The sequence below is a fragment of the Micromonospora sp. bgisy143 genome (assembly GCF_057708145.1).
In genome coordinates, this window is record NZ_JBYIRN010000019.1 from 105,661 (window position 1) to 131,450 (window position 25,790).

General features: G+C 72.2%; 22 protein-coding genes. 17 read left to right on the top strand and 5 right to left on the bottom strand.

All coding sequences use genetic code 11. The features are described 5' to 3' along the window. Positions 1-9: 9 nt before the first annotated feature. Both argG and AC3EN4_RS21735 read left to right on the top strand, forming a co-directional pair. The gene (gene argG, locus AC3EN4_RS21730) at positions 10-1,461 is read left to right on the top strand and encodes an argininosuccinate synthase (RefSeq protein WP_422735834.1); all 1,452 of its coding nucleotides are present in this window, start codon (positions 10-12) and stop codon (positions 1,459-1,461) included. 52 nt (positions 1,462-1,513) lie between these two features. Then, a complete protein-coding gene (locus tag AC3EN4_RS21735) occupies positions 1,514-3,187 on the top strand; it encodes a PucR family transcriptional regulator (RefSeq protein ID WP_488179846.1) in 1,674 nt (557 codons plus the stop codon). 339 nt (positions 3,188-3,526) lie between these two features. Here AC3EN4_RS21735 and AC3EN4_RS21740 read toward each other — a convergent pair whose 3' ends face one another. After that, positions 3,527-4,876, bottom strand: coding sequence for a MurL-like N-terminal domain-containing (locus AC3EN4_RS21740; RefSeq protein WP_435207551.1), 1,350 nt, complete (start codon positions 4,874-4,876; stop codon positions 3,527-3,529). A gap of 82 nt (positions 4,877-4,958) precedes the next feature. On the opposite strand from AC3EN4_RS21740, the gene murD reads away from it, so the two are divergent. Beyond that, on the top strand, positions 4,959-6,305 hold the full coding sequence (gene murD / locus AC3EN4_RS21745; protein WP_435207552.1) for a UDP-N-acetylmuramoyl-L-alanine--D-glutamate ligase: 1,347 nt from the start codon (positions 4,959-4,961) through the stop codon (positions 6,303-6,305). 26 nt (positions 6,306-6,331) lie between these two features. Here the strand turns inward: murD and AC3EN4_RS21750 are convergent, their stop codons facing one another. Further along, positions 6,332-7,270 carry a hypothetical protein gene (locus tag AC3EN4_RS21750; RefSeq protein ID WP_435207553.1) on the bottom strand — a complete coding sequence of 313 codons (939 nt, stop codon included), beginning with the start codon at positions 7,268-7,270 and terminating at the stop codon, positions 6,332-6,334. 72 nt (positions 7,271-7,342) lie between these two features. Between AC3EN4_RS21750 and AC3EN4_RS21755 the strand changes: the two genes are divergently transcribed. From AC3EN4_RS21755 to AC3EN4_RS21785, 7 genes are all read left to right on the top strand, one after another. Then, positions 7,343-8,227, top strand: a complete 885-nt coding sequence (locus AC3EN4_RS21755; RefSeq protein ID WP_435207554.1) for a hypothetical protein — start codon at positions 7,343-7,345, stop codon at positions 8,225-8,227. Next, on the top strand, positions 8,224-8,943 hold the full coding sequence (locus AC3EN4_RS21760) for a hypothetical protein (protein ID WP_435207555.1): 720 nt from the start codon (positions 8,224-8,226) through the stop codon (positions 8,941-8,943). The genes AC3EN4_RS21755 and AC3EN4_RS21760 overlap by 4 nt, the downstream gene beginning before the upstream one ends. Positions 8,944-9,044: 101 nt before the next feature. After that, positions 9,045-10,343 carry an aspartate aminotransferase family protein gene (locus tag AC3EN4_RS21765; protein ID WP_435207556.1) on the top strand — a complete coding sequence of 433 codons (1,299 nt, stop codon included), beginning with the start codon at positions 9,045-9,047 and terminating at the stop codon, positions 10,341-10,343. A 20-nt stretch (positions 10,344-10,363) separates the two neighbouring features. Next, the gene (locus AC3EN4_RS21770) at positions 10,364-11,851 is read left to right on the top strand and encodes a CoA-acylating methylmalonate-semialdehyde dehydrogenase (protein WP_435207577.1); all 1,488 of its coding nucleotides are present in this window, start codon (positions 10,364-10,366) and stop codon (positions 11,849-11,851) included. 193 nt (positions 11,852-12,044) lie between these two features. Continuing rightward, the gene (locus AC3EN4_RS21775) at positions 12,045-12,422 is read left to right on the top strand and encodes a glyoxalase superfamily protein (RefSeq protein WP_435207557.1); all 378 of its coding nucleotides are present in this window, start codon (positions 12,045-12,047) and stop codon (positions 12,420-12,422) included. Further along, positions 12,415-12,735, top strand: a complete 321-nt coding sequence (locus tag AC3EN4_RS21780; protein ID WP_435207558.1) for an ArsR/SmtB family transcription factor — start codon at positions 12,415-12,417, stop codon at positions 12,733-12,735. The genes AC3EN4_RS21775 and AC3EN4_RS21780 overlap by 8 nt, the downstream gene beginning before the upstream one ends. Continuing rightward, on the top strand, positions 12,725-13,156 hold the full coding sequence (locus tag AC3EN4_RS21785; RefSeq protein WP_435207559.1) for an SRPBCC family protein: 432 nt from the start codon (positions 12,725-12,727) through the stop codon (positions 13,154-13,156). The genes AC3EN4_RS21780 and AC3EN4_RS21785 overlap by 11 nt, the downstream gene beginning before the upstream one ends. 182 nt (positions 13,157-13,338) lie before the next feature. On the opposite strand, the gene AC3EN4_RS21790 is transcribed toward AC3EN4_RS21785, so the two are convergent. Continuing rightward, complete coding sequence (locus AC3EN4_RS21790; protein ID WP_435207560.1) at positions 13,339-14,325, bottom strand: N-acetylglucosamine kinase; 987 nt, start codon at positions 14,323-14,325, stop codon at positions 13,339-13,341. Positions 14,326-14,530: 205 nt separating this feature from the next. On the opposite strand from AC3EN4_RS21790, the gene AC3EN4_RS21795 reads away from it, so the two are divergent. The 5 genes from AC3EN4_RS21795 to AC3EN4_RS21815 are packed head-to-tail and all read left to right on the top strand — an operon-like array spanning position 14,531 to position 19,552. After that, complete coding sequence (locus AC3EN4_RS21795; protein ID WP_435207561.1) at positions 14,531-15,484, top strand: MurR/RpiR family transcriptional regulator; 954 nt, start codon at positions 14,531-14,533, stop codon at positions 15,482-15,484. Further along, positions 15,481-16,230: a sugar isomerase domain-containing protein gene (locus AC3EN4_RS21800; protein WP_435207562.1), complete on the top strand. Its 750-nt coding sequence runs from the start codon at positions 15,481-15,483 to the stop codon at positions 16,228-16,230. The genes AC3EN4_RS21795 and AC3EN4_RS21800 overlap by 4 nt, the downstream gene beginning before the upstream one ends. A gap of 26 nt (positions 16,231-16,256) precedes the next feature. Next, positions 16,257-17,696, top strand: a complete 1,440-nt coding sequence (ngcE, locus tag AC3EN4_RS21805; RefSeq protein ID WP_422735820.1) for an N-acetylglucosamine/diacetylchitobiose ABC transporter substrate-binding protein — start codon at positions 16,257-16,259, stop codon at positions 17,694-17,696. An 18-nt stretch (positions 17,697-17,714) separates the two neighbouring features. After that, a complete protein-coding gene (locus AC3EN4_RS21810) occupies positions 17,715-18,623 on the top strand; it encodes a carbohydrate ABC transporter permease (RefSeq protein WP_422735819.1) in 909 nt (302 codons plus the stop codon). Next, entirely contained in the window at positions 18,623-19,552 is a 930-nt protein-coding gene (locus tag AC3EN4_RS21815) for a carbohydrate ABC transporter permease (RefSeq protein ID WP_435207563.1), read from the top strand. Before AC3EN4_RS21810 ends, AC3EN4_RS21815 begins: the two co-directional genes overlap by 1 nt. 6 nt (positions 19,553-19,558) lie before the next feature. Here AC3EN4_RS21815 and AC3EN4_RS21820 read toward each other — a convergent pair whose 3' ends face one another. Both AC3EN4_RS21820 and AC3EN4_RS21825 read right to left on the bottom strand, forming a co-directional pair. After that, positions 19,559-21,250, bottom strand: coding sequence for an ABC transporter ATP-binding protein (locus tag AC3EN4_RS21820; RefSeq protein ID WP_435207578.1), 1,692 nt, complete (start codon positions 21,248-21,250; stop codon positions 19,559-19,561). A gap of 50 nt (positions 21,251-21,300) precedes the next feature. Further along, entirely contained in the window at positions 21,301-23,022 is a 1,722-nt protein-coding gene (locus AC3EN4_RS21825; protein ID WP_435207579.1) for an ABC transporter ATP-binding protein, read from the bottom strand. Positions 23,023-23,121: 99 nt separating this feature from the next. On the opposite strand from AC3EN4_RS21825, the gene AC3EN4_RS21830 reads away from it, so the two are divergent. Together AC3EN4_RS21830 and AC3EN4_RS21835 are read left to right on the top strand one after the other, a co-directional pair. Beyond that, a complete protein-coding gene (locus tag AC3EN4_RS21830; protein ID WP_435207580.1) occupies positions 23,122-24,831 on the top strand; it encodes a bifunctional 3'-5' exonuclease/DNA polymerase in 1,710 nt (569 codons plus the stop codon). Between the two features lie 346 nt (positions 24,832-25,177). Beyond that, positions 25,178-25,771 carry a nucleotidyltransferase family protein gene (locus AC3EN4_RS21835; RefSeq protein WP_435207581.1) on the top strand — a complete coding sequence of 198 codons (594 nt, stop codon included), beginning with the start codon at positions 25,178-25,180 and terminating at the stop codon, positions 25,769-25,771. Positions 25,772-25,790 lie beyond the last annotated feature (19 nt).

The following is a 25,790-nucleotide window of genomic DNA, read 5'->3' on the forward strand; positions in this document are numbered from 1 at the left end:
ATCTTTCCCGTGTCCAAGGTTCTCACCTCCCTGCCCATCGGCGAACGTGTCGGCATCGCCTTCTCCGGCGGCCTCGACACCTCGGTCGCGGTCGCGTGGATGCGCGACAAGGGCGCCATTCCCTGCGCGTACACCGCCGACATCGGCCAGTACGACGAGCCCGACATCGGCTCGGTCCCCGGCCGTGCGCTCAGCTACGGCGCCGAGGTCGCCCGCCTCGTCGACTGCCGCGCCGCCCTGGTCGAGGAGGGCCTCGCCGCGCTGACCTGCGGCGCCTTCCACATCCGCTCGGGCGGGCGGGCCTACTTCAACACCACCCCGCTGGGTCGGGCGGTGACCGGCACCCTGCTGGTCCGCGCGATGATCGCCGACGACGTCCAGATCTGGGGCGACGGCTCGACCTTCAAGGGCAACGACATCGAGCGTTTCTACCGGTACGGCCTGCTGGCCAACCCGATGCTGCGCATCTACAAGCCGTGGCTGGACACCGACTTCGTCACCGAGCTGGGTGGGCGCAAGGAGATGTCCGAGTGGCTGCTCGAGCGCGGCCTGCCGTACCGGGACAGCACCGAGAAGGCGTACTCCACCGACGCCAACATCTGGGGCGCCACGCACGAGGCGAAGACCCTGGAACACCTCGACACCGGCATCGAGACGGTCAGCCCGATCATGGGCGTGCGGTTCTGGGACCCGTCGGTGGAGATCCCCACCGAGGACGTCACGATCGGCTTCGACCAGGGCCGCCCGGTGACGATCAACGGCAAGGAGTTCGGCAGCGCCGTCGACCTGGTGCTGGAGGCCAACGCCATCGGCGGCCGGCACGGGCTCGGCATGTCGGACCAGATCGAGAACCGGATCATCGAGGCCAAGAGCCGGGGCATCTACGAGGCCCCCGGCATGGCGCTGCTGCACGCCGCGTACGAGCGGCTGGTCAACGCCATCCACAACGAGGACACCCTGGCCAATTACCACAACGAGGGCCGGCGCCTCGGTCGCCTGATGTACGAGGGCCGCTGGCTGGACCCGCAGGCGCTGATGCTGCGCGAGTCGTTGCAGCGCTGGGTCGGCACGGCGGTCACCGGTGAGGTGACGCTGCGGCTGCGCCGGGGCGAGGACTACTCGATCCTCGACACCACCGGCCCCGCGTTCAGCTACCACCCGGACAAGCTGTCGATGGAGCGTACCGAGGACTCGGCGTTCGGCCCGTCGGACCGGATCGGCCAGCTCACCATGCGCAACCTCGACATCGCCGACTCGCGGGCCAAGCTGGAGCAGTACGCCTCCCTGGGCATGGTCGGCGGCGCGGGAAGCGAGCGGATGATCGGCGCCGCGCAGGCGGCCTCCACCGGGCTGATCGGCGCGATGCCGGAGGGCGGCGCGGAGGCGATCGCCTCCCGGGGCGTCGCCACCGCCGAGGACGAGGCGCTCGACCGGGCGGCCATGGAGTTCGGCGTCGACTGATCCGGTACCCGGCCGGTCGAGGCCCGGGGTCACGGACGGTAGCGTGTCGGCCGTGTTCCCTACCGTCCGTGAGGTCCTGGCCCTGGACCCCGTCCGCCACGGCGCTCCGCGCGTGGTGGCCGGGGACGCCGGGCTCGACCGGCCGGTCCGCTGGGTGCACGTCGCCGAGGTTCCGGACATCGCCACCCTCCTCGGCGGTGGTGAGCTGGTGCTCACCACCGGCATCGGGCTGCCGGTCGACGACGCGGGACTGCGCGCGTTCATCGGTGACCTCGCCGACGTCGGCGTCTCCGGGCTCGTCGTCGAACTGGGCCGCCGCTACGTCAGCGGCGTACCCCGGGTGATGATCGCCGCCGCCGAGCGGCGCGGCCTGCCCCTGGTCGAGCTGCGCCGGGCCACCCCGTTCGTACGGATCACCGAGGCGGTGCACGCGCTGATCGTCGACGCGCAGCTCACCGAGCTGCGGGCCGCCGAGGAGATCCACCAGCGGTTCACCGACCTGTCCGTCGAGGGCGCCGACGCGGCCGAGGTGATCCGACAGGCCGCCGAGCTGTCCGGCTGCCCGGTCGTGCTGGAAAACCTGTCCCGGCAGGTCCTCGGGTACGACCCGGCGGGGGAGAGCGCGGAGCTGCTGCTGGACGGCTGGGAGCAGCACTCACGGCGCATCCGGCCGGCCGGGCGCACCGCGTACGACCCGGACAGCGGCTGGCTGGTGACCGTCGTCGGCGCCCGGGGCCAGGATTGGGGACGGCTGCTGCTGCGCTGGCCGGCGAGCGGCGACCCGTCCAACGCCGCGCCGCCCAACCGGCTGAGCATCCTCGTCGAGCGGGCCGCGTCCACCCTCGCGCTGGGCCGCCTGATCCGCCGCGACGCCGAAGGGCTGGAGCGGCAACTGCACCGCACCCTGCTCACCGCCCTGCTCGACCACTCCCGGCCGGTGGACGAGGTGGCGTTGCGGGCCAAGGCGCTCGGTGTGGCGCTGGACCGCCGGCACCTGGTCGGCGTGATGGTCCGCCACCGCGCCGACGACCCGGCCGCCGACGGCGGCTCCGAAGCCGGCCAGGCCCGGCTCCGCGACCTGTCCGAGGCCGTCGGCCAGGCGCTGCGGGAGGCCAAACTGACCGCGCTGACCAGCGCCGTAGACGACAACTCGGTGGGCGCGCTGCTGGCTCTGACCGACCCGGCCGCCGAGGACCGCGCGCTGTCCGCGTTCGCCGAGGCCCTTCGTCGGGTACGCCTCGATGCCGCCACGGGCCGGGCCGCGTCCTTCGCGTCGGCCGGCGTGATCGTGGCCGCCGGGTCCGGGGTGAGCAGTCTGCGCGAGGCCCGCCGGTCGCTCGTCGAGGCGCGGCAGATCGCCGAGGCCGCCCGTCGGGACCGGCGTGACCTGCCGGTGTTCCGGCTGCCGCACGTGGGTCTGGCCGGGCTGCTGCACCTGCTGCGCGACGAGCCCCGGCTCCAGACCTTCGTCGAGCGGGAACTCGGCCCGCTGCTGGAGTACGACGCCCAGCACCCCCGGGAACGGTTGCTGGACACCCTGCGCGCGTACCTGGAGCAGGGACGCAACAAGTCCGCCGGCGCCGCCGCCGCGCACCTGTCCCGACCGGCCTTCTACGAACGCCTGGCCCGGATCGCCCGCATCCTCGACGTGGACCTCGACTCGGTGGAGGCCAGCCTCTCCCTCCACGTAGCCCTCCTGGCCCTGGAAGCAGTCCGCACCCCCTGACTCGGACGTAGATCCACTTCCTCCCGGTCAGGGTCGCTTCGCGTAGTGGCGCGACAGGGACTATCCCCCCACACGCATCCTTTGCTCTGCTTCAACCCACGCAACAAGAATCTCCGGAACTGTTGCGTCCGCTGAAGCAGAGCAAAGGACGTGGGTGAGGGGTGGCCAACCCGGCTACGGGCTGCGGGCTGCGGGCTGCGGGGCCTGCCCCGGCGCGCCACCCCCCCCAAGCCGGCGATCAAGAGGTTGGCGTCAGGAAACTCGTCTTTCGTGACGCCAACCTCTTGATCACCGCGAGCAAGCGGGGCGGGGCAAAGGGGTGGGTGGGGATGGGTGGGGTTAGGAGAGGGAGGTTAGGGCTTTTGCGTAGGTTGGGGGGATGTGGTTGGGGCCGCCGGGGGTGAAGACGTCCGTGGTGGCTACGGCGGACCAGGCCGTTTCCGGGACGGCCTCGACCAGGGCTCTGATCACCGGGGCGTCGCGCCACTGGTCCTGCTCGGCGAGCAGGCCGAGCGCCACCACCGATTCCTCGACCTCGCCCACGCACTCGAACGGCTTGTGCCCGTCCACGCCCAGCAGCTCCCGGTAGCCGGGGATCTGGTCCGGGTCGGCGAGCATGTCCCCGCCGAAGATGTGGGTGACCCGCTCCCGGGGCATGAACGGCGCCATGGCCAGGAAGACGAACCGGCACTTCGGGCAGTTCCGGCACCAGCGCTCGGACGCGTCGCGCAGCTTGAAGGCGGCGTTGCAACTGGTCACCACGTCGTCGTACCGGGTGAACTCGGCGAACAGCCGGGCGATGTGCAGCTCGGACAGCGACCGCAGCAGGGAGAAGTACGGCTCGGTGAGCCCGGCGTGCTCCGCCAGCGCCCCCCGCAGCAGCCCTTCGGCCTCGACGCCCTTGGACCACTGGTGGTTGATCTCGTGACCGTTCCAGATCAGGTTCGGGTCGGACGCGGAGCGCTCGTTGGACATCACCACCGGCCCCAGCCCGTGCAGCACGGCGGTCGCCACCGCGATCAGGGAGTTGATGGCGGTCACCGGGATGTGGCCGTTCAGCGCCCCGGCGGCGTTGAGGTCGAACAGCACCGGGTCGATCCGCCGGCGGGCGGCGAGCGGGGTCAATCCGGACGCCTCGTTCACGGAGACGATCACGTGGTTCGGGTTCACCGAGAACGGCACCGGGTCCAGCTCGGCGCGGCGCAGCGCCTCCAAGCTCACGATCGAGTCCTTGCCGCCGCCGACCGCCGAGAGCGGGCGACGGTCGGAGTTGTCGTACACCCGGGCCGGCGTCACCTCACCGGCCGGCACCTCCGGACGCAGCTCCAGCACGTACGGAAGGTCGTTGCGGTACGCGTACTCGGCGAGGCCCTTGGTGTAGACGGCCGTGACGTAGTCGACGGTGGCCGCGCCCAGCGGCGCCGGCAGCACCAGCCTGGGCGGCGCGGCGGCCTTGTAGTAGCTGACCCCGGCGACGAGGTGCAGCACCTCCAGGACCCGGTTGAGGGTGGCGACCGTCTCGTCCGAGGGCGGCTCCGCCGGGAGCGGAAGAGTGATCACCTCGGTGAACCGCTGCTCGCCGGACGGGCCGGTCAGCGCGTAGTCGAACAACACCTCGCCGGTGGCGAAGTCGATCGAGTAGGACGGGAAGGTGAAGGCGTCCATCCGCCGGAGCTGCTCGTTGGGCACACGCCATACTAGGCCCTGGTTCGTCCGGCCGTGTCCGGACCGGGCCCCGCCAGCCGCCGCCGTGACCCCCGAGGAGAGCCCCGTGCGCCTGTCTGACCTGCGCGGACGTACCGTCGCCGTCTGGGGTACCGGTCGGGAGGGCCGGGCCGCTGTGACCGCCATCGCGGCGCACGGCCCCGCCGAGCTGGTCGCCGTCGACGACAGCGCCAACTTCCTGTCGCTGCCGTGGGACGGTCCGCTCGCCGAGGCGGCCCCGCTGGTGACCGGTGAGGCGGGGTTCGCCCGGTTGGCTGCCGCCGACGTGGTGGTCCGCTCGCCCGGGGTGCCGCAGACCCACCCGTGGCTTGTCGAGCTGCGGCGACGGGGCGTCCCGGTGACCCAGGGCACCGCGCTGTGGATGGCCGACCACGCCGCCCGCACCGTCGGGGTGACCGGCAGCAAGGGCAAGAGCACCACCTCCAGCCTGATCAGCCACCTGCTCACCGCCATGGGCCGCCCGAACGTCTTCGGCGGCAACATCGGCGTGCCCACGCTCGACCTGCCCGACGCCGAGCTGTACGTGCTGGAGCTGTCCAGCTACCAGTGCAGCGACCTCACCGACTCACCCCGGGTCGCCGTGGTCACCGCGCTCTTCCCCGAGCACCTGGACGCGCACGGCGGGGAACGGGAGTACTACCGGGACAAGCTCAACCTGCTCGCCCACGACCCGCAGACGATCGTGGTGAACGGCGGCGACCCGCGGCTCGCCGCCGAACTGGGTGACCTGCCCGCGGTGCGGGCCGGCCGTCCCGACACCACCCATGTCGCCACCGGCGCCGACGGCACGCCCTGGTTCCACATCGGTGACCAGCCACTCTTCCCGCGTGCGGTGCTGCCGCTGGTGGGCCGGCACAACGAGGGCAACCTGTGCGTCGCGCTCGCCGTGCTCGACGCGCTCGGCGTCGACGTGGTGGCCGCCAAGGACCACCTCGCCGTGGCCGTCGCCGAGTTCCAGGGGCTGGCCCACCGGCTCACCGAGATCACCGACCCGTCCGGGCTGACCTTCGTCGACGACACCCTGGCCACCAGTCCGTACGCGGCCATGCACGCCATCGACGCGTACGACGGTCGGCCGTTGACGGTGATCGTCGGCGGCAACGACCGGGGCCTGGACTACACCCCGTTGGCCGAGCACCTGGCCGAGCGGGAGTTGACCGTCATCGGCATCCCGGACAGCGGCGCCCGGATCGTCGAGGTGCTGGCGAACCTGCCGAAGGTGCGGACGGAGTTGGTCGACGACCTGGTGGAGGCGGTACGGCTGTCCCGGGAGGTCACCCCGGCCGGCGGGGTGGTGCTGCTGTCGCCGGCCGCCCCGAGCTACGGCCGGTTCCGCAACTTCGAGCACCGCTCCGAGGTCTTCGCCCAGGCCGTCCGCGACACCGCCGGCTGAGCCCTCGGCGTCGCGACACCGTTGGCTCAGCCCATGCTCTCGTGCAGGGCGCGCATCGAGCGGATCGCCGAGCGGATCTCCTGGAGGTAGCGGCCCGGGGTGAGGGTCTGCTCGGGCAGCACCGTCGGGTCGGTCACCGTCGGGTCCACCCCGACCGTGTCGATGTGGCAGCCGTGCGGCAGGGCCAGGGTGCGTAGCGCGTCGCAGTGCTGGAACGGCACGTAGATGGGCGCGGTGACCATCAGCACCTGGTCACCGGGGGCGAGCCGGGCGTGCCCGGCCCAGAACCGTTGTGTGTCGGCGGTGTGCGCCCGTCGCCGGTCCGGTTCGCTGGACGGCGCTGCGAGCACCCGTACCGGTGGCAGTCCCGTCGGCCGGTAGGTCCGCGACGACCAGGAGTGGTGTGGGTGGCCGGCGTCGACGCCGTCCTGCTCGGTCGGGGCGGTCACGCCGAACACCTGCCGGACCGCCGTGTCGAGCACGTCCACTTCGGTCTCGTCCGGCGGCAGGCCCGCGTCGGCGAGGGTGACCCGTTCCCACTCGGACAGCGGTCGGAAGCTGCCCAGTACGGCGACCTCGCCGGTCACCCGCAGTCCGGCGCGCAGTAGATGGGCGGCGTAGGCGACGCGACGCAGACAGGCGTGCGCCAGGCCGCCCAGCACGACCAGATGGGCGTACGCGTGCCGCGTCGGCGGCGTCGCGCGCACCATGCCGAGCGCGGCGGCCGCGTCGAGGACCAGCGACGCGGTGGCCGGGTCGAGGTCCGGCTCGCGCGCGTCTGGTCGTTCCCGACCGCCTCGGAAGTCCCAGTGACGGGCGGAGAAGTCGTCCAGGAACCGCAGCGACTCGGCGAGGTCGCCGGCCGGCCAGTCGCCGCCGAAGTGCCCGACCAGACCGCGCAGCGAGCTGGAGCAGACCCAGGCCTCGATCCGTTCGGCGACCGTACCCGTCTGCGTTCCCTGCACCTGCCGGATGCTACCGGCCCCCTGTTGTCGGTGGTCTTTACCCTGGTCGCAGCGGCTGAAGGGGGGACTTCGATGACCCGTGACGTTGCCCGTGCACGACTGCGCGGCGGTACGTCCGCGAGCGGTTTCCTCCGGCTGGTGGCGCACACCGACCCGGTGGCGCTGGTCGGCATCACGTTGTCGATCACCCTCAGCGTCCTGCTCGACCTCACCGGCGCGGCCTCCGGGGTGGAGTCGTTGCTGGCCGGGCTGATGGGCATCACCATCTCGCTGCTGGTGGACTCGCTGGCCCGCGCGGAACGCCGGTTCCACCTTCGGACGCTGTTGGACGGTCCACCGTGGCTCGCCCAGACCGCCACGGAGGTGGCCGCGTCCATGCGGGAGGCCACCGAGCAGCACGCCGGCACGCGGGTCGCGGTGGAGGCGCAGCGCCGCTACGAGCAGTTCCGGCTGGAGGCCGAGCAGTTCGCGCAGGGGCGCGTCATCCGGCGGGGCGACGAGGACGAGGACCTGCTCGGCGCGACCCGGTCCTGCGTACACCGGTTGGACGCGTTGACCAACGTGATGCCCCGGGCCAGTGGAGAGCTGAGCTGGTGGCGCAGCGAGATCGGCCGGCGCTACTGGGAGGCGAACGTCGAGGCCCTGCGGCGGGGCGTCCGGATCACCCGGGTCTTCGTCTACGCCACCTTGACCGACGAGCTGTCCGAACTGGTCGGCCGGCAACGCGCGGCCGGGGCCCGGGTGGGTCTGCTGCCGTTCGGCGCGGTCGGTTCGCACCTGCTCGTCAACCTGACGCTCTGGGACTCGTCGAGCTGCTGGGAGGCCCGGATGACCGCGCACGGGGAGATCGGCGAGAACCAGTTCTCCGTCAACCGCGCCGACGTCGAGCGGCTCACCCGGGTGTTCGACGCCTGCGCGAGCATGGCGACCTTCGAGGACCCGACGCCGACGCCATGACGTGGAGCGCCGTCCTGCTGGTGACGGCCGTGGTCTGGGCGGTGAGCGTGATCCGCTCGGTACGGCTCCGGGCGCTGGTCTACAGCCTTCCGGTGCCGATGACGCTCGCCCTGGTCACCACCGGGTACCGGGTCGACGGCGCGCAGCTGCTCGGTGTGCTCGGGCTGAACCTCTTCTTCGTCACCGTGGCGGTCACCCACCAGCGGCTGCGCTGGCCCATCCTGCTCGCCGACGGCGCGGGGATCGGCGGCTACCTGGCGCTGAGCGCCGGCCTGGTGGCCGTCGACGTCCCGTTCGAGGCGGCCCTCGCCGGCACCCTCGTGCTCTGGGTGGCGGCCATGCTGCTGCGCCGCCGTCGCGCCCGACCGTCGCCCGTCGCTCCGGCCTCGGCCGAGGGGCGGAACGGACTGCCCGTGCTGCTCAAGCTGGTGGTCATCTTCGTGGGGGCGATCCTCACCGCGCTGCTCGGGGCGGTGTTGCGGGGCATGGTGGTGACGTTCCCATACTCGGGGGTGCTGGTGGCCGTCGAGGCGCGACACCAGTTGTCCGAGTTCACCGGGCACTTCGCCCGCAACAGTCTCGCGCTGGTCGCCTTCCTCAGCGCGTACCACTACGTCCAGGACGTCTCGACGGCCGGCGCGCTGGGGGCCGGCTGGGCGGCCTTCGCGGTGGTCGCCGCCGCCCTGCACCTGCCGCGACGCACGCCCGCGGCGTGACTGTCAGTTCGTACCCGCGCTGCGCTACACCCTGCCAGTTGTCCGCGCCGGTCGGCGGTGGGAGCGTGCGGTATCCACGAACGCCGCTGAAGGGTGCCACGATGACCGACGACCTGCTGGCCCGGCACCGGGCCGTTCTCCCACCCTGGATGCCGCTCTACCACGCCGAGCCGATCGAGCTGGTCTCCGGCTCCGGCCGCCGGGTCACCGACGCGCAGGGCCGCAGTTACCTGGACTTCTTCGGCGGTGTGCTGACGAACATGATCGGGTACGACATCCCGGAGATCCGGGAGGCCGTCGAGCGGCAGCTCGCCACCGGCATCGTGCACACCTCGACGCTCTATCTGATCCGTCAGCAGGTCGAACTGGCCGAGAAGATCGCCGAGCGCTCCGGCATCCCGGACGCACGGGTGTTCTTCACCAACTCGGGTACCGAGGCGAACGAGGCGGCGCTGCTGGTCGCCACCAATCACCGCCGCTCCCACCAGGTGCTGGCCGTGCGCAACAGCTACCACGGCCGGTCGTACGCGGCGATGGGCGTCACCGGTAACCGGACCTGGTCGGCCAGCGGCCTCAACCCGTTGCAGGTGGCCTGGCTGCACTCCGCTGACCGGGTACGCGGACTGCTGGCGCGGTTGAGCGCCGACGAGCGCATCGACGCGGCCGTGGAGGACCTGCGTGAGGTGCTGGCCACCCAGACCTCCGGCGACGTGGCGGCGCTGATCGCCGAGCCGATCCAGGGCGTGGGCGGGTTCGTGCACCCGCCGGACGGGCTCTTCGCCGCCTGGAAGAAGGTCCTCGACGAGCACGGCATCCTGTTCATCGCCGACGAGGTGCAGACCGGTTGGGGGCGTACCGGGGAGCACTTCTGGGGCTACCAGGCGCACGGGGTCACTCCGGACCTGCTGACCTTCGCCAAGGGCATCGGCAACGGGTTCGCGCTGGCCGGGGTGGTCGGCCGGGCCGAGGTGCTGCAGGCGGTGCCGGGGATCAGCTTCTCCACCTTCGGCGGCAACCCGATCTCCACGGCGGCCGGCAACGCGGTGCTCGACTACCTGATCGCGCACGACCTCCAGGCGAACGCGGCCCGCGTCGGCGCGATCCTCGCCGACGGCCTGCGGTCCGCCGTGGGCGGCCTCGACTGCGTCGCCGAGGTACGCGGAAAGGGGCTCATGCTCGGCGTCGAGTTCGTCCGGCCGGGCACCACCGACCCGGACCCCGCGCTGACCAACCGGGTCTTCGAGGCGTGCCGTGTCGGCGGTCTGCTCACCGGCAAGGGCGGCCTGTACGGCAACGTGCTGCGGATGGGTCCACCGTTGACACTCACCGAGGAGGAGGCCCGTGAGGGCCTGGCCATCCTCGTCGACGCGATCCGCTCGTCGGCGCAGGTGGCGGCATGAGGACCGGCGGTCCGGGCGGAATGCTCATCGGCCACTTCGTGGACGGCAAGCGGGTCGGCGGCACGTCCGAGCGGCGCGGCGACGTGTTCGATCCGGCCACGGGTCGGCGTACCGCGGAGGTCGAGCTGGCCTCGACCGCGGACGTCGACGTCGCGGTGCGGGCCGCCGCCCGCGCGGCCCGCGACTGGCGCGACGCGTCGCTGGCGAAGCGGACGTCGGTGCTGTTCGCGTTCCGGGAACTGGTGCACGCCCGCCGGGACCGGCTCGCCGAGGTGATCACCGCCGAGCACGGCAAGGTGCTCGCCGACGCCGCCGGCGAGGTGCAGCGCGGCCTGGAGGTCATCGAGTACGCCTGCGGCCTGCCCTCGGTGCTGCGCGGCGCGTTCAGCGAGAACGTCTCCACCGAGGTCGACTCGTACACGATCCGGCAGCCGCTCGGCGTGGTGGCGGTGATCTCGCCGTTCAACTTCCCGGTGATGGTGCCGCTGTGGTTCGTGCCGGTGGCGGTGGCCTGCGGCAACGCCGTGGTGCTCAAGCCGAGCGAGAAGGATCCGAGCGCGGCGCTGCTGCTGGCCGAGTGGTTCGCCGAGGCGGGTCTGCCCGACGGGGTGCTCAACGTGGTCAACGGCGACGCCGAGGCGGTCGACGCGTTGCTGGATCATCCGGAGGTGCGCGCGGTGTCGTTCGTGGGCTCCACCCCGATCGCCCGGCACGTCTACCGGCGCGGCACCGCGGCCGGCAAGCGGGTGCAGGCGCTCGGTGGGGCGAAGAACCACATGGTGGTGCTCCCCGACGCCGACCTGGACCTGGCGGCCGACGCGGCGGTCAACGCCGGGTTCGGCTCGGCGGGGGAGCGGTGCATGGCCATCTCGGTGCTGGTGGCCGTGGAGCCAGTGGCGGACGCCCTGGTGCAGCGGATCGCCGCCCGGATGGCCGGGCTGCGCACGGGGGACGGCCGGCGGGGCTGCGACATGGGGCCGCTGGTCACCGCCGCGCACGCCGACCGGGTGCGCTCCTACGTGGACGCCGGGGTGTCCGCCGGCGCGGTGCCGGTCGTCGACGGGCGGGACGTGACGCCGGACGGTGACCCGGACGGCTTCTGGCTCGGTCCGACCCTGTTCGACCGGGTCACCCCGGACATGTCGATCTACACCGACGAGATCTTCGGGCCGGTACTCAGCGTCGTACGGGTCGACTCGTACGACGAGGCCGTGGAACTGGTCAACGCCAGCCCGTACGGCAACGGCACGGCGATCTTCACCAACGACGGGGGTGCCGCCCGGCGCTACCAGCACGAGGTGGAGGTGGGCATGGTCGGCATCAACGTGCCCATCCCGGTGCCGATGGCGTACCACTCGTTCGGCGGCTGGAAGTCGAGCCTCTTCGGCGACCTGCACGCGCACGGCGAGGACGGGGTGCGGTTCTTCACCCGGGGCAAGGTCGTCACCAGCCGCTGGTTGGACCCCCGCCACGGCGGCGTCAACCTCGGCTTCCCCACCCAAACCTGACCGATACCGATTAGGTCTGCGTTCCGCCGCCCGCCTCGCCCGCCCAACCGCGGTGATCAAGAGCTTCGCGTCACCAAACGCGCTCTCGCTGACGCGAACCTCTTGATCACCCCCTTGGGTGGGGTCGACCGCGGGCCAGCTCAAGCAGGGCCTCGGCTTGACCGGTAGGAAATCTCCTACCTATGGTGTGCGCATGAGCGTGACCCATGTGCAACTACTCTCGGTGCCCGTCGCCGACCAGGATCGGGCCCGCGACTTCTACGTCGACGTCCTCGGGTTCGACCTGGTCTGGGACAACCCGATGGGCCCCGACGGCGGACGCTGGGTGCAGGTGGCGCCCCCGGGCGCCGCCACCGCCCTCACCCTGGTCACCTGGTTCCCGACCATGCCGCCCGGGTCGCTCAAGGGGCTGGTGCTGGAGACCGACGACCTGGACGCGGACGTCGCCCGCCTCTGGGAGCGGGGGGTCGACTTCGCCGACGGGGGCATCCGGTCCGCACCCTGGGGCCGGTACGCCACCTTCGACGACCCCGACGGCAACGGCATCGTCCTCCAGGCCACCCGTGTCTGAGTCGGACGTCTTCGCGGCGCTGGCCAACCCCACCCGTCGTGAGCTGTTGCGGCTGCTGCGCGAGGGTGGGCAGCAGCCGGTGCAGCGGCTCGCCGACCAGTTCGACATGCGCCGGCCGAGCCTGTCCGAGCACTTGAAGGTGCTCAAGGAGGCTGGCCTGGTGGTCGAGCGGCCGGTCGGCCGGCAGCGGCTGTACGCGCTGCGTCCGGAGCCGCTGCGGGAGGTGGCCGACTGGCTCAGCCCGTATGAGGCGTACTGGCGGGGTCGACTCGGTGCGCTGCGCGACGTGCTGGACGAGCTCGATGAGGAGTGAGCGCGGCACCATCCGGGTGGACCAGTTCCTGCCCCACCCGCCGGCCAAGGTTTGGCGGGTGCTGACCGATCCCGATCTCATCGCGCGCTGGCTCATGCCGAACGACTTCGTGCCGGCAGTGGGCCACCGGTTCACGTTCCGCACCGGCCCGCGCCCTGGGTTCGACGGCATCGTGCACTGCGAGGTGCTCGACCTGGATCCGCAGCGCCTGCTGCGCTGGTCCTGGCGGGGCGGATCGCTGGACACGGTGGTGACCTGGACCCTCGCCGCCGAGGGCCGGGGCACCCGGCTCTTCCTCGAACACTCCGGCTTCGACCCGGACGACCCGCTCCAGCAGCGCACCCACGCCCTGCTCGACGGCGGCTGGCGCTCGCACGTCTGGCGCCGCCTCACCACCGTCCTCGACGTCCTCGAGCCCTAGCCCTCCGCCGGCTCGCGCCCGGCTCGGCACGCCCATGATCGCGCTCGATCCTGGGGTGTAGTCCCCTCCGCGTCGATCTTGCACTTTCTGTGGCGACATAAGCCGTGTCCCGCCCATTTCGACAACCGAAACTGCAAGATCGACGCGATCTTGGGGCGGGGCGGGGCGGGGCGGGGGGCGGGTCAGGGGGCGGGGAAGAGGAGGGCGTGCAGGGCTGCCGGGTCGGTGAGCTCGGGGAGATCGCGGGCGGCGAGCCAGGCGGCTGCGGCCGCCCCGTCGCCTGCGACGCGCAGGGGCGCCTGCGGCCAGCGTCGACCGATCTCGGCGCGCACGGCCGTGGCGAGCGGGGTGTCCGCGCTGAGCAGTCCACCGCCGAGCACGAGCGGCGTCGTCGACTCCGCCGGGCGGATACGCGTGACGCTCTCGGCCAGGTTTGCGGCGGCCTCGGCGATCAGGGTGGTGGCGACGGGTTCGCCCTCGGTGGCGGCGGTGACGACGAGTGGCGCCAGCCGGGCGAGGTCGATCGGCGGTCGGCGGGTGACCGCCTGGATCGTGGCGTCCACGGTGTCGCGGGGCCGGGGGGCGACGACGGCGCTGCCCACCAGTTCGGAGAGCACGGCCGCGCCCAGCGCACCGGGGGCGTGACCGGTGTCCAGGTCGGCGAGGAGTCGGCGGACCGCTTCGCGGCCGAGCCAGAAGCCCGAGCCGGCGTCGCCGAGCAGCCAGCCGTGGCCGTCGGCGATCCGGTCGAGCCGCAGGTCGACGACCTGCGCGGTGATCGCGCCGGTGCCGGCGATGAGGATCGTCCCGTCGGGCTCGGCGGTGCCGGAGGCGTACGCGACGAGGGCGTCTCCGTGCACGGCGTACGGGCAGCGCAGCCCGGCGTCGTGCCAGGCCTGGTCGAAGGCGGCCCGTCCGGCGGGGTCGGCGAGCAGTCGGGCCGCTCCGGCCAGCCCGATGGTGCCGGCGGCCACCCGGGCCGGGTCGACGTCGGCGAGCGCGGCCCGCAGCGCGGTCAGCACCTCGGCGGCGGCCCGTTCGGCGCCGTGGCTGGTGGGGTTGCCGCCGCCGGCTCGGCCGGTGCCGAGGCGTTCGCCGGCGAGGGTCAGGGCGGTCGCCCGGGTGGACGTACCCCCGACGTCGAGACCGACCACGACGGTGTCGGACATCGGCACGGGCCTCCTTGCGCTGCGCGGTCATGGGCCTGTTCATGCTGGTCGGCGCACTCGCGAACAGCAAGATCCAGGCTTCGCAAGAGGCTGTGCGTCAGGTAACAGTTTGAAAACTTCGCCCACAGTCTTGACACGGAGGGCCGTTCAGTAAGAACTTTTACCACTAACAGTTAACAGTCTTTTCGGAAAGGTGAGGCGTCCCATGGTTGATCACGAGGTGGACACCGCCGCGGGGACCGCGGTGGTCGACGCCCACGCGATCGACCGGAGGAGCGCGGCTTCCGACGGGGTGCTGGCCCGGGTGCGCAACGGGCTCGGCGAGCTGACCGGCGCGCTGCGCCGGGTCGCCGAGCACGTGCTCAGCGACCCCGAGGCGGCGGCGCGCTCGACCATCGTGGAGCTGGCCGAACGCAGCGGCACCTCGCCGGCCACCATCACCCGCTTCTGCCGCGCCATGGGCTTCGAGGGGTACGCCGACCTGCGCCTCGGCATCGCCGCCGAGACCGGCCGGGCCCGCTCGGCGGGCTGGACCGTCGACATCGGCCGCGAGATCCAGCCGAACGACCCGCTCGCCCGGGTCCTGGACCAGATCATGGCCGCCGACACCCGGGCCATGCACGACACCGCCGCGCTGCTCGACCTCGGCGAGGTGGAACGCGCCGCGGTGGCGATCGCCGGCGCGAGCCGGGTGAACATCTTCGGGGCCAGCGGCAGCGCGCTCGTCGGCGAGGAGATGCAGTTCAGCCTGCACCGCATCGGGGTGGCCGCCTGGGCCTGGAGTGACGTGCACGAGGGGCTGGCGAGCGCCGCGCTGCTCGGCGCCGGCGACGTCGCGCTCGGCATCTCGCACACCGGCCAGACCCGGGAGACCATCGAGATGCTCGCCGAGGCGGGCAGCCGGGGCGCCACCACCCTCGCCCTCACCGGCTTTCCCCGCTCGCCGCTGGCCGAACTGGCCGACATCGTGCTGCTCACCGCGAGCCAGGCGACCACCTTCCGGCCGGACGCGCTCTCCGCCCGCCACCCGCAACTGGTGGTGCTCGACCTGCTCTACATCGCCGTCGCCCAGCGCACCCACGACCGCGCCCACGCGGCCTTCCGGCGTACCGCGCAGGCCGTCGACGGGCACAAGGCAGCGAAGGGAAGCCTCTCATGATCAGTGCTCAGGGGTACGCGGACGCCGTCCGCCCGGTGCTCGACCGCCTGCTCGACTCGGAGGCCAACGGGCTCACCCGGGCCGCTGACCTGATCACCGACAGCCTGCGCGCCGGCGGCGTGCTCCAGGCGTTCGGGGCCGGGCACTCCGAGGCGTTCGCCGCCGAACTGGTGGCCCGTGCCGGCGGGCTGGTCCCCACGAACCGGCTCTCGGTACGGGACCTGGTGGTGCACGGCGACGCCCCGCGCGACGTGCTCGCCGACCCGAAGCTGGAACGTGATCCCTCCATCGCCCACCAGATCTACGCGCTCGCGGCGCCCCAGCCGCGCGACGTGTTCGTGGTGGCGTCCCAGTCCGGCATCAACGGCTCGGTGGTCGAGCTGGCGGCGCTGGTCACCGAGCGCGGTCACCCGTTGATCGCGGTCACCTCGGTCGAGCACACCGCGCGGGTGGCGCCACGGCACCCGTCCGGTCAACGGCTCGCCGACCTCGCCGACGTCGTGCTGGACAACGGCGCGCCGTACGGCGACGCACTGCTGCCGCTCGAGGGCGGCGGCGCGGTCTGTGCGGTCTCCTCGGTCACCACGGCGCTGCTGGCGCAGTTGCTGACCGCCGAGGTCGTACGACGGTTCCACCAGGCCGGGGAGGTACCCCCTATCTACCTCTCCGCCAACGTCCCCGGCGGGGACGAGCACAACATCGCCCTCGAGTCGCGGTACGCCGGGCGTCTCCGGCGGACCGCCTGACCCGAATTCCACAAGGAGAGACGACGATGTCGATTACCCCCGAGCACCCGGCCCCGCTGGACCGTCGCACGGTGCTGCGTCGCGCCGCCGCCGTGGGCATGCTCGCCACTCCGGCCATCGGCCTGCTCAGCGCCTGCGCGACGAGCAGCGGCGGTGACAAGGACAACGAGAAGGCCGCCGAAGGCACCAAGAGCGAGAAGAACCCGCTGGGCGTCAAGGAGGACGCGCCGATCGAGGTGATCATCTTCAACGGTGGTTACGGCGAGAAGTACGCGACCGACGTGCACGAGCCGCTGTACAAGAAGGCGTTCCCCAAGGCGGAGATCAAGCACCAGTCCACGCAGGCCGTCTCCACGGTACTCCAGCCGCGGTTCGCGTCCGGCAACCCGCCGGAGTTCGTCAACAACTCGGGCGAGAAGCTGATCGACTTCGGCTCGCTGGTCGCCGACGGTCAGCTCCAGGACCTCACCGAGCTGTGGGACGCCCCGTCGGTCGACGACCCGGCCAAGAAGGTCCGCGACACCGTGGTGCCGGGCACCGTCGAGGCGGGCTCGTTCAACGGCAAGCCGTACGTGCTGTACTACGTCTCCACCGTCTTCGGCATCTGGTACTCGGGCAAGCTGTTCAAGGACAACGGCTGGGCGCCCGCGAAGACCTGGGACGACTTCATCAAGCTGCTCACCGCCATCAAGGCCAAGGGCATCACGCCGTACGGGTACGCGGGCGCGAACGCGGCCTACTACCAGTGGAACGTGATCCTCACCCAGGCCGCCAAGATCGGTGGCACGGACGTGCTGAAGAACATCGACAACCTGGAGGACGGCGCCTGGAAGCAGGACGCGGTCAAGCAGGCCGCCGCGGCGTGGGCGGAGGTCGGGGCGAAGTTCAGCGACAAGAGCTTCGAGGGGCTCAAGCACACCGACGTGCAGCTGCGGCAGAACCAGTACAAGGTGGCCCTGTACCCCAGCGGTGACTGGCTGGAGGGCGAGCAGAAGCAGGACACCCCGGCCGGCTTCGACTACCAGCTCATGCCGGTGCCGAGCCTCACCGCGTCGGACAAGCTGCCGGCCACCGCGCTGCGGGCCACCGCGGGTGAGGGCTACTTCGTCTCGGCCAAGAGCAAGAACCCCAAGGGCGGTCTGGAGTACATGCGCCAGATGCTGTCCGTGGCGGGCGCGAAGGGCTTCACCGAGGTGGTCAAGGCCCCGACCGTGGTCACCGCCGGTTCGGAGGGCTTCGCCTTCCCGCCCGGTGTGGCCAGCTCGCAGGCCGCGCTCAAGGCGGCCGGTCAGGACGTGTTCAACCTGTACTTCGACGGCTGGTACAAGGAGCTCGACACGGAGGCGCGCAGCGCCACCAACGAGCTGATGTTCGGCCGGATCAACGCGGACGCCTTCGTGGAGCGGATCCAGAAGCGCGCCGACGCGATCAAGAAGGACAGCTCGGTCGCCAAGTTCAAGCGCTGATCGATCGGAGCTAGGGTCATGCGGCACGGCAAGTATCCCTTCGTGGTCGGGTTCCTGTTCCTCCCGGTCACGCTGTACGTGACATTCGTGATCTGGCCGTACCTACAGGCGTTCCAGATCTCGATGACCAACTGGCGAGGGCTCTCCGCCCCGCAGTGGGTGGGCTTCGACAACTACCGGAGGCTGCTCGACGACGGCGCCTTCTGGAAGGCGGTCCAGCACCACGGCGTACTGCTGCTTGCCCTGCCGCTGATCACGATCGCCATCGCGCTCTTCTTCGCCTTCCTGCTCAACGTGGGTGGCAAGAGCAGCGGCGGTCAACGCCAGGGGGTCTGGGGGTCGAAGTTCTACCGGGTGGTGTTCTTCTTCCCCCAGGTCCTGGCGGTGGCGATCATCGCGGTGCTGTTCCAGATGGTCTACCGGCCGAACGAGTCGGGTCTGATCAACGGCGTGCTGATGAAGTTCGGCCTGGAGCCGATCCTTTTCCTCATCAAGCCGAACCTGGCGCTCTGGTCGATCATCGCGGTGCTGGTCTGGCAGGCGGTCGGCTTCTACGTGGTGCTCTTCTCGGCCGGGATGGCCTCCATCCCGGGCGAGATCTACGAGGCCGCGGAGATGGACGGCGCGAGCAGGGTGACGTTGTTCTTCCGGGTCACCCTGCCGCTGCTCTGGGACACCCTCCAGGTGGCGTGGGTGTACCTGGGCATCGCGGCCTTCGACGCGTTCGCCATCGTGGCCGTGCTCTCGGTGGACGGTGGCGGCCCGGACGGCGCCACCACCGTGCTGGCCATGGAGATCTACCGCAACGCGTTCGTCTACTCGAAGTACGGCTACGCCTCGGCGATGGGCGTGGCGCTGTTCTTCCTCACCCTCACGTTCGCGGCGCTGACGCTGCGGCTCACCAAGCGGGAAAGCGTGGAGTACTGATGAACCCGCAGTCGACGCTGCCGCCGACGCCGGCGGCACTACCGCCGAAGACCGGCTCTCCGTCCGCGACCGGCACGCGGGGCGGCAGGACCCCCCGCTCGGAGGTACGGCTCTTCGCCGGCCTGGGGCACATCGCGCTCGCGGTCTGGGCGGTGATCGTGATCGTCCCGATCCTGTGGACGTTCCTCGCCGCGTTCAAGAACACCAGTGAGATCTTCAGCAGCCCGTGGACCCTGCCGGCGGAGCTGCGCTGGGAGAACTTCAGCCGGGCGTGGACCAAGGCGAACGTCGGCCGGTACTTCCTGAACAGCGTCTTCGTGGTCGCGTGCAGCACCTTCGGCACCATGCTGCTCGGCTCGATGGCCGCGTACGTGCTGGCGCGTTACAAGTTCTGGGGCAACCGGGCGATCTACTACCTGTTCGTCTCGGGGCTGGCGTTCCCGGTGTTCCTGGCCCTGGTGCCGCTCTTCTTCGTGGTGAAGCAGCTCGGCATGCTGGACACCTACCAGGGCGTCATCCTGGTCTACATCGCCTACTCGCTGCCGTTCACGATCTTTTTCCTGGCCGCGTTCTTCAAGACGCTGCCGTCCTCGGTCGCCGAGGCGGGGATGATCGACGGCTGCGGCCACACCCGGCTGTTCTTCCAGGTGATGATGCCGATGGCGAAGCCGGGCCTGATCAGCGTGGCGATCTTCAACATCATCGGGCAGTGGGCGCAGTACCAGCTCCCGCTGGTGCTGCTCTCCAACGCCAAGGAGAAGTGGGTGCTCACCCAGGGCATTGCCGACATCTCGGTCAACGCCGGCTACGAGGCCGACTGGTCCGGGCTGTTCGCCGCACTGACCATCGCCATCCTTCCGATGATCATCGTGTACGCGGTCTTCCAGCGGCAGATCCAGGCCGGCCTCACCTCCGGCGCGGTCAAGTAACAACGGTTACCGCGCGTCGGCGCGGGCGTGCCACGAGCGCCAGAGCGCCGCGTACGCCCCGCCGGCGGCCACCAGCTCGTGGTGGCTGCCGATCTCGGTGATCCGGCCGTCCGCCAGCACGGCCACCCGGTCGGCGTCGTGCGCGGTGTTCAGCCGGTGCGCGATGGCGATGACCGTCCGCCCGACGAGCACCGCCGCGAGGGCCCGCTCGGTCCGCCGGGCGGTGCTCGGGTCGAGAGCCGCGGTCGCCTCGTCCAGGATCAGCGTGTGCGGGTCGGCGAGCACCAACCGGGCCAGCGCCACCTGCTGGGCCTCGGCCGCGCCGAGCTGCCGGGCGCCGTCGCCGAGCGCCGTCTCCAGGCCCTCGGGCAGCGCGTCGAACCAGTCCGCGCCCACCGTGGCGAGCGCGGCGCGCATCTGCTCGTCGGTGGCGTCCGGGGCGGCGAACGCCAGGTTGTCGCGGACCGAGCCGATGAAGACGTGGTGTTCCTGGGTGACCAGGGCGATCCGCCGTCGACGTTCGGCCGGGTCCAGGTCGGTGACCGGGCAGCCGCCGATGCTGACCACGCCCTCCCGCGGCGCGTCGATCCCGGCGAGCAGCCGTGCGAGGGTCGACTTGCCCGCGCCCGACGGGCCGACGACCGCCAGCCGTTCGCCGGGCCGCACCTCCAGGTCGATGCCGTGCAGCACGTCGTGCCCGTCGGCGTACGCGAACCGCGCCCCGCGGACGACCAGCCGCTCGCCTCGCGACGTGGCCGTGACGCCGGGCGGCTCCGGCGGGACCAGCCCGACCCCGAGCACCCGGGCGTACGAGGCGAACCCACGCTGCGCCTGCTCGGTCCACTGCAACAGCCGGTCCATCGGGTCGATGGCCTGTTGCAGGTAGAGCGCGGCGGCGACCACCGACCCGAGGGACACCAGGTCGGCGGAGAGCAGGTAGCCACCGACCAGCAGGACCAGGGCGATCGGCAGGGGATAGCTGGCCTCGACCGTGGAGAAGAACACCGTCCGCAGGGCGAGCGTCGCCCGGCGGGCCCGCCACACCCGGGCGACCCGGGCGGTGCCGTACCGGACCCGGTCGTCGGCCAGCCGGAGCGCCTCGACCGTGCGGGCGCCCTCGGCGGTCGTGGTCAACGCCTCGGTCAGCTCGGCCGCCTCCGCGCCCTCGGTGAGGTACGCGGAGCTGGCCCGCCGCAGGTACCAGCGGGTCACGGTCACGATCGACGGCAGCCCGGCCAGCGCCGCCAGCCCGAGCAGCGGGTGCAGCAGGAACACCGCGCCGAACAGCAGGGTCAACTGCACCGAGGCGATGACGATGGTGGGCACCACGTCCCGGACCGTGGTGCCGACCGTCGCCACGTCGACCGAGCTGCGGGTCGCCAGGTCCCCGGCGCCGGCCCGCTCCACCACCGACACGGGCAGCGCGAGCGTCCGGTCGACGAACTGTTCGCGCAGCTCCGCGACGGCGCGTTCGCCGAAGCGGTGACCGGCGTACTGGGCGTACCGGGCGAGCAGCGCGCTCAGCACGACGCAGCCGGCGATCGCCAGGGCGAGCCGGTCCACCGTCGCCACGGAGGCGCCCGCCGTGACCCGGTCGACGATGGTGCCCAGCAGCCACGGTGGGGCCAGTCCGGCGACCGCGGCGGCGCTGTGCAGCGCCAGCACGACGCCGACCGCCCGGCGATGTCTGCTGATCATGTCCCGCAGGGCGCGGCGTACGGTGCCGCGGTCCGCGACCGGAAGCCGGCTCACCGGTAGGCCCCCTCTGCGTCGGAGTGCTGCTCGTCGTCGCTGCCACGGGCCACCAGGTGGCGGTAGCCCGGATCCCCGTCGAGCAGGTCGTCGTGGCTGCCGACGGCGACGACACGGTCCCCGCTCAGGTGCGCGACCAGGTCGGCGCGGCCGAGCAGCAGCGGGGAGGTGGCGAGCAGCACCGTGGTCCGTCCGGCCCGCGCGACGCGGAGCCGTTCGGCGATCCGGGCCTCGGTGTGCGCGTCCACCGCCGAGGTGGGGTCGACGAGGATCAGCACCTCCGGCTCGGCGAGCAGCGCGCGGGCCAGGCGTACCCGTTGGCGTTGACCGCCGGAGAGCGTCCGGGCCCGGGCGTCCAAGGGGGTGTCCAGCCCGCCCGGCAGGGCGTCGACGATGTCGTCGGCCGACGCGGTCCGCAGCGCGGCGCGGATCTCGTCGTCGGTTCTCGGGCCCAGCACGTCGCGCAGCGTGCCGGCGAACAGGTACGAGTCGTGGTCGGCGACCAGGATCCGGGCCCGGACCTCGTCCAGGGCGACAGCGGTCAGCGGCACGCCGCCCCAGGTGACGTCGCTGGTGACGTACCGGCCGAGCCGGTCGGCCAGCGCCACGGCCGCCGCCGGGTCGTCGGCGGCCACCACGGTCAGCCGGCCGGCCGGGACGGTCAGCCCGGTCGACGGGTCGTGCAGGTCGGCGGGGCCGGTCGGCGCGGGCACGGCGTGTGGGTCGCGGGCGCCGGGGACGGCGGCCTCCCACCGGCGGCCCGGCCCGCCGACGTCGTCCGGTGCGAGCCGGAGCAGGCCGGCGATCCGGCGGGCGGCGACCCGCCCCCGGATGAGCTGGTGACTGCCCTCCAACAGGAACCAGACCGGCACGATCAGCGTCGCCACGTAGCCGTAGACGGCGACGAGTTCGCCGACCGTGACGTCGCCGGTGACGGCCATCCGCGCGGTCAGCCACACCACCGCCGCGAGGAACAGACCGGGGATGGCCACCGTCGCCGCGTCGATCCAACTGATCACCGCGCCGACGCGGTAGCCCTCGGCGCGCAGAGCCTGCGACCGGCTCGCGTACCGGCGGGCGAAGAGGTCCCGGCCACCCACCCCGGCGAGCACCCGCAGCCCGGCCACGATGTCGCCGGACCGGGCGGTCAGCGCGCCCTGCTGCCCGCGGTAGACCGATTCGGCCCGTTCGAGCCGGCGCAGCAGCGGCCCGACGACGAGCGCGACCGCCGGTACGCCCACCAGCACGCAGAGCGCGAGGAGCGGCGAGATCGACCAGAGCACCACGGCGATGACCCCGTACGCGACGACCGCGCCGACCCCGGGACCGGTCAGCGTCAACACCTGCGCCGACCACTCGATGTCGGACCCCCCGACGGTGGCCACCTCACCGGCGGCGGAGCTGCGCGGCAGCGCCGCGCCGACCCGGGACAGGTGACGTAGCAGCACCTCGGCGGAGCGGGCCTTGGCGTCCTCCCGGATGAAGGTCATCGTGCGGTGTCGCATGATGCCCAGGTACGACAGCACCACCCCGGCCACCACGATCGCCGCGACCCACAGGACCAGGGCGCGGGTGTCGCGTTCGCGCAGCCCGTCGTCGACGGCGCGGGCGATCAGGTAGGGGCGGACCGACAGCCCGACCATCCAGGCCGTGCCGATCAGGCTGCCGCGCAGCACCCGCCCGGGCTGGCGACGGACCAGCCACCACAGATACCGCATCGGACCACGGGTGTCGGGGGTGCCGGGAACGGGGTGCGGGATCTGGACGGGCACCTGACCACGCTACCGAGCGCCGGGTCGACCCACCGACCCGTTTTCCTGTCGGAGGGGGCAGGCAGAATCACATTCGTGCTGGTGGCGGTGGTGGCGGATGAACAGGGTGGGGGAGAGCTACGCCCGCTCGACGCCGCCGGCCGCCCCACCGGCCCGACCGAGACCGTCACCGACCTCGCTGCAGCGGTCGCCGCCCGGGAGGCGGCCGAGCGTCCGCGCTGGGTCTGGGCGACCGCGGCCACGATCTACCCGGCGTTGCTGCGGTCCGGGGTGCGGGTCGAGCGGTGCCACGACGTGGAGTTGACCGAGGCGTTGCTGCTCGGGCACGCCGGCCGGTGGGGGGAGCCCCGCGCGCTGGCCGCCGCCTGGGCCCGCCTGACCGGCGGCCCGGTGCCGGCCGACCCGCCGCCGCGTGCCGCCGCGCCACCCGGCCACGGCCAGGGCGCGCTCTTCGACACGCTGCCCGGCCCGTCGGGCCCGGGCATCGAAGCACTGACCCAGGTGTACGCCGACCAGCTCGCCCGGGTCGCCAGGACTGAGCACCCCGGCCGGTTCCGGTTGCTGGTGGCCGCCGAGTCGGCTGGCGCCCTGATCGCGGCCGAGATGGGCGCCGCCGGGCTGCCCTGGCGCGCCGACGTGCATGACCAGATCCTCGCCGAGCTGCTGGGTGAGCCGTCCCCGGTCGGCGGGCCGCCACGCCGGTTGGCCGACCTGGCGGCCCGGATCGCCGACGCTTTCGGCGTCCGCCGGCTGCACGCCGACTCCCCGGCCGAGTTGCTCAAGGCGTTCGCCCGGGCCGGCGTGGACCTGCCGAACACCCGGGCCTGGGTGTTGCGCGGGGTCGACCATCCGGCGGTGCCGTTGGTGCTCGAATACAAGGAGCTGTACCGGATCTGGACGGCGCACGGCTGGTCCTGGCGTGAGCAGTGGGTGCGCGACGGACGGTTCCAGCCGGAGTACGTGCCCGGTGGGGTGGTCTCCGGCCGCTGGGCGACCCGTGGCGGCGGCGCGTTGCAGATCCCCAAGGTGATCCGGCGGGCGGTGGTGGCCGACCCGGGCTGGCGGCTGGTGGTCGCCGACGCCGGCCAGTTGGAACCCCGCGTCCTGGCCGCGGTCTCCGGGGACGCGCGGTTGGCGGCGGCGGGTGGCGCCGGCGACCTGTACGCCGCGTTGGCCCGCGAGTCGTTCGGCGGCGACCGTCCCCGGGCCAAGGTGGCGTTGCTGGGCGCCATGTACGGGCAGACCGGCGGGGCGGCGGTGCCCGCGCTGGCGGTGCTCAGGCACAGCTACCCGACGGCGTTCGGCTACGTCGAGGCGGCGGCGCGTACCGGCGAGGCGGGTGGCCTGGTGCGGTCCTGGTTGGGGCGGACGTGTCCACCGGGCTCGGTCGGGTTTGCCGACCCGGACGAGGGACCGGTCGACCCGGACGCCGCCGCCGACCGGCAGAGCCCGCGGGCGCGTGCCGCCCGGTCCCGGGGGCGGTTCACCCGCAACTTCGTCATCCAGGCCACCGCCGCCGAGTGGGCCGCGACGCTGCTGGCCACGCTGCGCGCCGAGCTGGCCGGCACCGACGCCGAGCTGGTGTTCTTCCAACACGACGAGGTGATGGTGCACTGCCCCGCCGCGCAGGCCGAGACGGTGGCGACGGCGGTGCGCCGGGCGGGCGAGCGGGCCACCGCGCTGCTGTTCGGCGACACCCCGGTGCGCTTCCCGCTGGATCTGTCCATCGTCAACTGTTACGCGGACGCGGCCTGACCGGCGGCCACCGCCCTGCCGTTGTGCCCGCACCGGGTGTCGGACGAGGGCCACACCCACGCACCGCCCCCTTTGCTCTGCTTCAACCCACGCAACACTTCCGGGCCCTCCGTGTTGCGCCGGTTGAAGCAGAGCAAAGGACGACCCGAACACCTCCGCTACCCCAGAGCGCCCAATGATCAATCGATTCACCAACGCAGCTGTGCGATGTGTAACGGTTGCACTATTTTCCCTTTTCGCCCCGCCACCCGTTCGCGGCCCTCCTCGTTGCAGTGTCCGTAGGAGGGGCCGACCGGTCACGGTCGGTCCCGTGCTTGAGGGGGCCCAGCTGAACCGGATCGCAGGAATGATCATCGCCGCCGGCGGCGGACGCCGTATCGGCGGTCCCGAGGCGCTGCTGCACCAGGGGGGGAAGCCACTGGTCAACCAGATGATCGACACGATGACCGAGGCGGGCTGCGAGCAGATCGTGGTCGTGCTGGGCGCCGCCGCCGACCAGGTCCGGGAGACCGCCGACCTGGACAGGGCCACCGTGGTGGTCAACAAGGCGTGGGGCACCGGAGTCGGCTCGTCCATCCGCGCCGGCCTGGCCGCCATGGACGACGCGGGCATCGAGGCGGTGGTGGTGGTACCGGTCGACATGCCGGGACTGACCGCTGCGGCCGTACGCCGGGTCACCGCGCTGCCGTACCCGGACGTGCTGGTCTGCGCCACCTACGACGGGTTGCGCGGCTACCCGATGCTGTTCGGCCGCCGGCACTGGTCCGGCATCGCCACCCTGGCCAGCGCCGACGTGGGCGCGCGGCCGTACCTGCTGGCGCACAAGGACCAGATCGTCGACATCGCCTGCGACTCGGTGGCCGACGGCAGCCGGGTGGACACCCCGGAGTTGATGGAGCTCTACGGCCTCACCGTTCCACCCCAGCGCGTGGGCGTGTAGCGGGCGGGCAGGTCCGCCC